The 9,256-nt window shown below is 71.6% G+C and carries 8 protein-coding genes and 1 pseudogene; 5 read left to right on the forward strand and 4 right to left on the reverse strand.

The features are described 5' to 3' along the window. Nucleotides 1-3 precede the first annotated feature (3 nt). Nucleotides 4-846: a glycosyltransferase family 2 protein gene (locus D1825_RS12875; protein WP_118767814.1), complete on the reverse strand. Its 843-nt coding sequence runs from the start codon at nt 844-846 to the stop codon at nt 4-6. Continuing rightward, complete coding sequence (locus D1825_RS12880) at nt 843-1,322, reverse strand: GtrA family protein (protein ID WP_118767819.1); 480 nt, start codon at nt 1,320-1,322, stop codon at nt 843-845. Before D1825_RS12880 ends, D1825_RS12875 begins: the two co-directional genes overlap by 4 nt. Before the next feature lie 179 nt (nt 1,323-1,501). Between D1825_RS12880 and D1825_RS12885 the strand changes: the two genes are divergently transcribed. From D1825_RS12885 to D1825_RS12895, 3 genes are read left to right on the forward strand one after another with little or no spacing between them, the layout of a single operon-like run. After that, nucleotides 1,502-2,512 (forward strand): glycosyltransferase, encoded by a 1,011-nt coding sequence (locus D1825_RS12885; protein WP_233549889.1) that lies wholly within the window; start codon nt 1,502-1,504, stop codon nt 2,510-2,512. Beyond that, nucleotides 2,509-3,450: an NAD-dependent epimerase/dehydratase family protein gene (locus D1825_RS12890; RefSeq protein ID WP_199721588.1), complete on the forward strand. Its 942-nt coding sequence runs from the start codon at nt 2,509-2,511 to the stop codon at nt 3,448-3,450. Before D1825_RS12885 ends, D1825_RS12890 begins: the two co-directional genes overlap by 4 nt. Nucleotides 3,451-3,489: 39 nt before the next feature. Further along, nucleotides 3,490-5,598 carry an acyltransferase family protein gene (locus D1825_RS12895; protein ID WP_158580731.1) on the forward strand — a complete coding sequence of 703 codons (2,109 nt, stop codon included), beginning with the start codon at nt 3,490-3,492 and terminating at the stop codon, nt 5,596-5,598. A 3-nt stretch (nt 5,599-5,601) separates the two neighbouring features. Here D1825_RS12895 and D1825_RS12900 read toward each other — a convergent pair whose 3' ends face one another. Together D1825_RS12900 and galE are read right to left on the reverse strand one after the other, a co-directional pair. Then, nucleotides 5,602-6,606, reverse strand: a complete 1,005-nt coding sequence (locus tag D1825_RS12900; protein WP_118767816.1) for a glycosyltransferase family 2 protein — start codon at nt 6,604-6,606, stop codon at nt 5,602-5,604. Nucleotides 6,607-6,647: 41 nt separating this feature from the next. After that, the gene (gene galE / locus D1825_RS12905) at nt 6,648-7,649 is read right to left on the reverse strand and encodes a UDP-glucose 4-epimerase GalE (protein ID WP_118767817.1); all 1,002 of its coding nucleotides are present in this window, start codon (nt 7,647-7,649) and stop codon (nt 6,648-6,650) included. 144 nt (nt 7,650-7,793) lie between these two features. Here galE and D1825_RS12910 point away from each other — a divergent pair, with 144 nt between their 5' ends. Further along, complete coding sequence (locus tag D1825_RS12910; protein ID WP_233549890.1) at nt 7,794-9,041, forward strand: LCP family protein; 1,248 nt, start codon at nt 7,794-7,796, stop codon at nt 9,039-9,041. Between the two features lie 10 nt (nt 9,042-9,051). After that, a pseudogene (locus D1825_RS12915) lies at nt 9,052-9,256 on the forward strand (hypothetical protein); the annotation flags it as partial.

A 9,256-nucleotide genomic window follows, 5' to 3' on the forward strand; every position in this document is an offset into this window, starting at 1 on the left:
CCCTCAGCCCGCGACGCGCATCCGGCGGCCGAGCCAGGCGTAGGCGAGCCGCCGGCGGGCAGCCGCCACGACGGCCATGCCGTCACCGAGAACGACGTCTGCCTTCGACAGGACGTCAGGGTGCTCCGCACGCACGCGAGCGTGGAACTGGGCCGCCTGCCGGCTGTGCTCGTCGGTCAACCGCACGCTCCACTGCTGAGCACTGACGCGAAACCCCGCCAGGGTCTCGTCGACGCCGACGAAGCTGCCCCGCATGAGTGCGTGCGCGTAGGTGCCGAGGTCGATGTAGAAGGGCTGACGATCGTCCCACCAGCCGACGGACCGGAGGGTCTCCGTGCGCATCATCACGCACATCGGCTCGCCGAACAGGTTGCCACCCGCCCGGATCGAGGCGCGCAGGGCAGCCGAGCCGTCGACCTCGCCGACCAGGGCGCGGCCGAGGCCGCGACCACGGACGAGGACCCGGCCCTGCGCGTCGATGATGTCGCGGCGGGACGCGACGACCTGCGCGTCGGGGTGCTGCGCGAACGCCGCGACTTGCCGCTCGAGCATGGCCGGGTAGAGCACGTCGTCGCCGCACACAAGCTTGATGAGGTCGCCCGTCGCGACCTCGCTCACCGCGTCCCAGTTCCGCTTGGCCCCGCCCCCGGCGGGTGTGCGTAGCAAGGTCACGCGCGGGTCGTCGGTGAACTCCTGCAGCGCGGCCCAGGTGTCATCGCCGGACGAGTGGTCCGCGACGACGAGCTCGAAGTCCGCGAACGTCTGCTCGAGCACGGAGCGGACGGTCTGCCGGACGAACGGCTCGTTGTTGTACGCGGGGACGACGACGGAGACGGTCGGGCTCATCGGGCCTCGTCCGTCGGCTGCGCGGCGGGGACCGTCGCGGACTCCACGACCGCGCGGGGGCGGCGGAACGAGAAGTCGCGGTGGCCCAGGTAGCTGATCACCGCGGTCACGCATGTGATGACCAGCTGGGCCGCGATGGGCTTGAGCCCGACGACCTCGACCACGAAGGGCAACGCGAGCGCGTTGATGCCCAGCGCGGTGAGGTTGACGACCTCGAACCGGGCCAGGTCGACCCAGACGTGACCGCGGACCCGGAACACGAACCTGCGGTACAGCACGAAGGCCGTCAGGACGGCAGCCACGTGGGCGCAGAGCAGGCTCACGAGGTAGGTGAACGTGCCGAGGCTGTCACCGAACATCGTCTGGAAGAGGATGAACCAGGCGGTGCCCAGGAAGGTGTTGATGCCGCCGACGATCAGGAACGCGACCCTGCGGTCCCGTACGAGCCGGAACAACGGCCCGGGAGGCCCAGTCATCACCCTCGTCGCGGGACCCGCGACGTCCTCGACGGCGTCGGCCGAAGGCGCAGGATCCACGATGGGATCGGTCGCACGGGGCCGCTCTGTCGGCCTGATCTCGTGCACCTCAACGCTCCTCGTGATCCTAGGGTGGCGGGGCGTCCGGGCGCTCTCGCCCGACGACTATAGTCTCCGGGGTGACGAGCCCTCAGGGACCCCGGTCCGCGCCCCACGAGATCTCGGTCGTCATCCCGGTCTACAAGGGCGCCACGACTCTCCCCCAGGTGGTCGCGGAGCTGGCCCCTCTCCAAGCCGGTTTCGAGACCCCCGACGGCAGCCAAGCCCGCCTGTCGGAGGTCCTGCTCGTGCACGACCACGGTCCGGACGACTCGGCCGCGGTGATGCGCGCGCTGCAGGAGCGGTACCCGTGGGTGCGGACGCTCTGGCTCAGCCGGAACTACGGCCAGCACCCGGCCACCCTCGCGGGCATGGCGTCCAGCGGTGGCGACTGGGTCGTCACGATGGACGAGGACGGCCAGCACGACCCCGCGTACATCGGCGCGATGCTCGACGTCGCGCTGCGCGAGCAGTCGGCCGTGGTGTACGCGCTGCCCCTCAACGCGGCGCCGCACGGCGCGTTGCGCAACCTCGCCTCGAAGACGGCCAAGCGGATCGTCGCCGTGGGCGTCGGGCAGAAGGACGTCGGCGCCTTCCAGAGCTTCCGGCTGATCCTCGGCGAGGCCGCACGCAGCACCGCGGCGTACGCCGGCGCGGGCGTCTACCTCGACGTCGCGCTCGGCTGGGTGGCCGGCGCGCCCGCGCAGTGCGGAGTCATGTCGCGCGAGGAAGGCGGGCGCAGCTCCGGCTACAGCACGCGACGCCTGCTGTCGCACTTCTGGCGCATGGTCCTGTCCAGCGGCACCCGCGGCCTGCGGATCGTGAGCGCGCTCGGCGTGACCTTTGCCGGCGTCGGCCTCGTGTGGGCGATCGCGCTGGCGATCTCCCGCCTCGCGGGCGGTTCGCTGCCCGCAGGGTGGACGTCGATCATCGTCGTCGTGCTCGTCGGCACCGGCGCCGTGCTGTTCTCGCTCGGCGTCATCGCCGAGTACCTCGGGGTCGCGGTGAACCTCGCGCTCGGCAAGCCCCCGTACCTCCTGGTGAGCGACCCCGGCGCGGGCCCCCTCGGTCACCGTCCAGCAACGCGGTGAACGCACGCGCGATCGTCGTCGTCGGCGGCGGCGGCCTCCTGGGTAGCGCGATCCGGGCCGAGGTCGGCTCTCGTGGCGGACGCTCGGTGCACCCGTCGGTGCCCTGGGGCACACCGGGTGCCGCGACGGCGATCGTCGGCGCCGCGCGGGCGGCAGCGGCCACGTCGGCCGACGGCTGGTCGCTGAGCTGGTGCGCCGGCCTTGGCGTCGCGGGCGCCGCGGCCGAGGACCTCGACACCGAAATCGCCACCATCCGGGCCGTCGTCGACGCCGTGCTCGCCGGTGACGCACCGGTGCCCAAGGCCGTATTCTTCGCTTCGTCCGCCGGCGCGACCTATGCGGGCAGCGTCTCGCCCCCGTTCACCGAGTGGAGTCCCACGACCCCCCTCGGCGACTACGGCGCCGCGAAGCTGCGCGCGGAGACCGAGCTGGCCCGGCTCGCGGCTGTGGCGCCCGTCCTCCTCGGACGCATCGCCAACCTCTACGGCCCCGGCCAGAACCTCGCCAAGAACCAGGGGCTCGTCTCCCGCCTGTGCCTGTCGAACACTCGGCAGCAGCCGATCGGCGTCTACGTCTCGCTCGACACGCTGCGTGACTACCTCTTCGTCGACGACTGCGCGGAGCTGGTCTGCGACGCAATGCAGCGCCTCGAGGAGACGTGGGCGGGCGCCGGGGCCGCGCCGGTAGTCAAGATCTTCGCCTCCCAGCAGGCCGTCTCGATCGCGCACCTGCTCGGCGAGTGCCGCCGCGTGTTCGGACGACGCGTCCTGGTCCGGATGGCCTCGTCGTCCCTCGCCAACCAGCAGGCGCGTGACCTGCGACTGCGTTCGGTCGTCTGGCCGGAGCTCGACCGCCGCCAGCTGACCACGCTCGCGCACGGCATCCACGCGACGTCCGAGCAAGTCCGGCGGACGATCGCGGAAGGCCGCGGTGGCTGAGGCCGGCGTCTCCCAGTGCCTCGACTACGCTCACCCATCGTGACCGAGCCCGCCGCACCCGCTCCTGCCGCGCTGCGCGATGCCGCTCGGGTACCCGGGGGACACGAGCGACGCAGCGAGCCGCAGCGTACGGACATCCAGGCGCTGCGCGCGTTCGCGGTGCTCGCCGTCGTCCTCTACCACCTGTGGCCGAACCGACTGACCGGCGGCTACATCGGCGTCGACGTCTTCTTCGTCATCAGCGGCTACCTCATCGGCGCACACCTCCTCCGGGAGCTCACGAGCCGCGGCAGCATCGCACTCGGCACGTTCTGGGCGCGACGCGCGAAGCGGCTCCTTCCGGCGTCGCTGCTCGTCCTCGCGCTCTCGGCGGTCGCTGTCGTCGTCTTGGTCCCGCGCAGCCTGTGGTCGCAGTTCCTCTCGGAGGTCGGTGCCTCCGCGCTCTACGTCGAGAACTGGCTGCTCGCACACGACGCCGTCGACTACCTTGCGTCGAGCAACTCGGCGTCACCCGTCCGGCACTACTGGACGCTGTCCGTCGAGGAGCAGTTCTACGTCGGACTCCCGCTCCTGCTGCTCGCTTCGGCCTGGCTCGCGCACCGGCACCGCGCACGCCTCGTCCAGCGGGTCCGGGTCACGCTCGGCGCTGCGGTGCTCGCGTCGTTCGTGTACTCGGTCGTGCTCATGGCATCGACGCCGTCAGTGGCGTACTTCTCGACCCTGACCCGCGCGTGGGAGTTCGGGGCGGGCGCACTCCTGGCGACCTATCCCCTACGGCGGCGTCTGCCGTGGCGGCCGATCGTGCCATGGATCGGAGTCGCGCTCCTCGTCGCGACCTGCCTGGCGTTCGACGCCGAGACACCGTTCCCCGGGGCAACCGCGCTGCTCCCGGTAGCAGGCGCGGTCGTCGCCATCGCCTCGGGCGATGGCACAAGCCTCGCCCGGCTCGGCGCATGGCGCCCGGTCGCCCTTATCGGTGAGACGTCGTACGGCGCTTACCTGTGGCACTGGCCGCTCATCGTCCTCTTGCCCTTCGTGACCGGGCACCGGCTAGGAACCCTGGACAAGCTGACGCTCCTCCTGGCGACGTTCTTGCTGGCCGCACTGTCGACGTACCTCGTCGAGAACCCGGTGCGGTTCCGCCTGCTCGGCTCGGCGTGCCCCCGCGTCGTGGGCCTCTGGACGCTCGCTGGAATGGCGTTCGTCCTCGTCCTCGTGGTGGTGCCGCTGCGCTGGAACGATGCCCAGATGGCACGAGACGCCGCGGCCATCGCCGCCGCGTCCGACCCCAGCAACCCGTGCTTCGGCGCCGGGGCGCTGCTCAACGAGACGTGTGCTGACGCACCTTCCCCTGCGGTCCTCGCACCGGACCCGACGGCCCTCGATGGCGACGACAGCAACCGTGCGGAGTGCTTCACGTCGCGCGGCGACGCGACGTTCCGAGTCTGCCCGCTCGGCCCGGCGACCTACTCGAGGCACATCCTGGCGGTCGGCGACTCGCACAACAACACCCTCATCGCGGCGTACGAACGGATCGCCGAAGAGCGCGGGTGGCGCATCGACGTGGCCGGTCGCGGCGGCTGCTATTGGACCGCGGCCGAGCAGGTCGTCGACAACCCGTCGACGAGCGACGCATGCCGGTCCTGGCGGACGTCGGCCGCTGAGCACATCGCCGCGGCCACCGATCTCGACGCCATCATCGTCACGAACTCACGCATGGGCCCGCCGGTCGAGGACGTGCCCGGCAAGTCGCTCGAGCAGGCCACCGCCGACGGAATGGTCGCGGCGTGGGACGCCCGGCCGGATCCAGTCGCGACGCCGGTGATCGCGATCGGCGACAACCCCGGGGTCACGTCGACAACAATCCCGTGCGTGGAGAAGTACGGTCTCGCAGCCGCGACGCGATGCGTCATCCCGCTCGACGCCGCAACACGTGACGCCGATGCGCAAGAGCTGGCGGCGACGTCCGGCAAGAACGCACACTTCGTAGACACGACGCGCCTCTACTGCACGCCGGACGGGTGCCCCGCAGTCGTGGGCGGCGTGATCGTCTACCGCGACGTGACGAGTCACCTCACGGCGACCTACGCGAGGACCGTCGCAGACTACCTCGGCAACCAGATCGAGGCAGTGCTAACGGCAGGGTGACGCTTACCGCCCCCGCAGGAACCCGCTCCCCCATGCCATGTGCATGACTGAGAGCACCGCGGGCAGCCGCAGCACGGCCGCAGGCCGCAGGTCACGTGCAGCGCTGATCGCCGTCGCGACGACGGCGAGCAGGTAGACCGCGGGGACGACGAGCAGCAGGGCGAGTACGGGCGCACCGAGCGCGACCCCGAGGACGGCACCGACCACGCTGAGGGCGATCGCAACCACGGCGACCGGCGGTGCCAGGTACCGCGGCGAGGCGGTCTGCGGGTAGCGCCGGACGACCTCCCGCCGCCACTGCCCGGTCTTGTAGAACTGGGCGGCCAGCGCCCGGAACGAGGCGCGCGGGCGGTACTCGACCCGCATCCTGGGGGTGAACCACACCACCGCGCCGCTCGTGCGCAGGCGCAGGTTCAGCTCCCAGTCCTGTGCGCGCGACCAGTGCTCGTCGTAGCCGCCGAGGCGCTCGAAGACAGCCCGCCGGAAGGCGCCGAGGTACACCGTCTCGGCCTCCCCCTCCGTGCCGCCGGTGTGGAACCGGCCACCGCCGAGGCCCACGGGGTGCGACATCGCGTATGCGACGGCCTCCTGCATCGGCCCGTTGCCGAGCGGCACCATCATCCCTCCGACGTTGTCCGCGCCGGTCCGCTCGAGGGTGTCGACGGCAGTGCGCACGTAGTCGACAGGCAGCTCTGCGTGGCCGTCGGTGCGGATCAGGTAAGTACTCGCGGGCTGCGCCTCGATGCCGGCGCGGGTGGCGATGTTGAGCCCCTGGGGCGTCAGGCCCGTCGGGTTGACGACGACCACGACGCGAGGGTCCTGGGCGGCGAGCTCGGCCGCTATCGCCTCCGTCGCGTCGTCGGACGGACCGACGGCGAGGGCGAACACCATGGGACCGGGGTAGTCCTGCGCAAGCACTGCACCGACCGCCGCCCGCAGGTCGCGCTCCTCGTTGCGAACCGTGGCGAACACGACGACCGGAGGGCGGGTGGAGCGAGGCGCGGGCACGCGCGAAGAATAGGCCACTCCGCCGTGGCGGCTCGAATCGGTCAGACGGCGGCCCGGATCGGCTCGACGCCCGACTCGCGCTGCGACACCCAGGCCTGCCAGGCCGAGCCGACGATGTCGTCCAGCCCGTGGCGCGGCTCCCAGCCGAGCTCCGTCCGGAGGCGCTGCGCGGTCGCGACGAGGACGGCCGGGTCCCCCAGGCGCCTGGCGACGACGCGCGGCTCGATCGCGTTGCCGGTCACCGCGGCGATCGCGGCGAGCATCTCGGCGACGGACACGCCGCGCCCCGTGGCCACGTCGAAGGTGTCGTATCGACGGTCGTCGCGCTCGAGGTCGTTGAGCGCGGCAACGTGCGCGTCGGCGAGGTCGGCGACGTGGACGTAGTCCCGCACGCACGTCCCGTCCGGCGTCGGGTAGTCGTCGCCGAAGACGACGGGCGCCTCCCTGGCCTCGAGGCGGTCGAGCACCAACGTCATGAGGTTCAGGACGGCTGGGTCGCCGAGGTCGTGGTGCCCGGCGCCCGCAACGTTGAAGTACCGCAGCGAGACCTGCCGCAGGCCCCACGCACGCGCGGCGTCCCGGACCATCCACTCGCCGACGGCCTTCGTCTGGCCGTAGGGGTTGATCGGCGCCACCGGGGTGTCCTCGGTGACGACGCCGCCGACGGGCTCGCCGTACACGGCCGCCGACGATGAGAAGACGAGGCGGTCGCAGCCGACGGCCCGGGCCGCCTCGAGCACCGTCCCCAGGCCTCCGACGTTCTGCCGGAAGTACCACTCTGGTCGAGCGACCGACTCGCCGACCTGCTTCTTCGCGGCGAGGTGGATGATCCCGGTCGCCCTGTGCTGGTCGAGCACGGCGGCGAGACGGTTGGTCGCGTCCGACGCCGCGAGGTCCAGGCGATGCAGCGGATGGGCCCGGACACGACCGGCGCTCGACGTCGAGAGGTCGTCGACGACGACGACGTCCTTTCCCGCGTCGGCCAGTGCGCGCACGACATGGGCCCCGATGTACCCGGCTCCGCCGGTCACGATGATCGTCACGCCGCCACCCTAGGACCGGGTCGCGCCCAGCAGCAGCGCGCCCGGGCGCCGACCCCCGGATGTGTGCTCATCTGCACAGATCCTCCACCACGCGCCCCCGCCGAGTCCGCCGGTCGCGCAATGACGGAACCTAGGATTCACGACGTGACAGTCCGCCACGCCACGTCCGCCCGCGCCCGCACGGCGCGCCACTCGCGCGCCACGACGCACCGAACTCGCACGGCTCTGCGCGGCACCGCGATCGCGGCGACCGCGCTGCTCGCGTTCGGCGTCGGCACCGCGGCGGCGACCTACACGCGCATCAGCGGCAACGTCAACCACGCGGACATCAGCGCGCTCGTCGGGGACGAGCCTCGCCCGACGAAGTCGTCGAACCCCGAGGACCCCAACGCTGGCAAGGACGTCAACATCCTGCTGCTCGGCTCGGACCAGCGCGACGGCGAGAACGGCGAGATCGGTGGAGACGTCACCGCCGGCATGCGCTCGGACACGACGATCGTCCTGCACATCTCTGCGGACCGCTCGCGCGTGGAAGCCATCTCCATCCCCCGTGACTCGATGGTCGAGATCCCGTCGTGCAAGCTGTCGAACGGCAAGCGGACCGGCGCGACGTTCGGCATGTTCAACTCCGCGTTTGCTCTCGGCTGGGACCAGGGCGGCGACATCGCCTCGGCCGCGGGCTGCACGTGGAGGACGGTCGAGAAGAACACCGGTGTCCACATCGACCACTCCGTCGTCGTGGACTTCGCGGGATTCGAGAAGATGGTGAACTCGCTGGGCGGTGTCCCGATCTGCATCCCGAACGAGATGATCGCCAAGAAGGCGAAGCTGCACCTGCAGGCGGGCAACCAGACCCTGAACGGCAAGGAGGCGCTCGGGTTCGCCCGTGCGCGCACCGGAACCGGCGTCGGGGACGGCTCGGACACCAACCGCATCGGCCGTCAGCAGCAGCTGATCGCCGCGATGGTCAAGGCGATCCTCAGCAAGAACGTCCTGACCGATGCGGGCCAGCTGCTCAGCCTGCTGGGTTCGGCCACGAGCTCGGTGACGACCGACAGCGACTTCAGCCTGACCGACATGGCCGGGCTCGCCTACACGATGCGGGACATCCGCGGTGGCAACATCACCTTCATGACGATTCCGTGGGGTGCCTACCCGGCCGACCACAACCGCGTGCAGTGGACCGCCGAGGCCGCGACCGTGTGGGACCGGCTCGCCAAGGACAAGCCGCTGGACGGCGAGTCGAAGCCGACCCCGTCGAAGACCTCGTCCGCGACGCCCGGCGCGACGTCGCCCTCGACGCCCAAGGCGACCCCGACGCCGACCGAGTCCAAGCAGGCGGGTCGCGAGGCGTTCAACCTCGACGACAGCACCGCCTCCTGCTCCGCCTGACGGGAGACCCGTGACCCCGGACCAACCGCGCCGCACCGCGCCGCCGAGCTTCGCTCCCGGCGCGCGGGTCGACCGACCCGCCGACGAGGCCGAGCCCGTGGTCGTGGGGCAGCAGCCCGACGCGACGCGCGTCCTGCCGACGACGCCGCCGCGTACCCCGTCGAGCCGTCCCGCCGCGCCCCGCGCCACCCCGCCGCGCGGCGCGGCGAGCGTGC

The organism is Cellulomonas rhizosphaerae (assembly GCF_003470205.1).
Taxonomy (GTDB): domain Bacteria; phylum Actinomycetota; class Actinomycetes; order Actinomycetales; family Cellulomonadaceae; genus Cellulomonas; species Cellulomonas rhizosphaerae.

Bases quoted from the DNA above. Each gene is read 5' to 3' on its own strand.
- D1825_RS12880 (WP_118767819.1), bottom strand. From the start codon at position 1,322: ATGACTGGGCCTCCCGGGCCGTTGTTCCGGCTCGTACGGGACCGCAGG.
- D1825_RS12875 (WP_118767814.1), bottom strand. From the start codon at position 846: ATGAGCCCGACCGTCTCCGTCGTCGTCCCCGCGTACAACAACGAGCCG.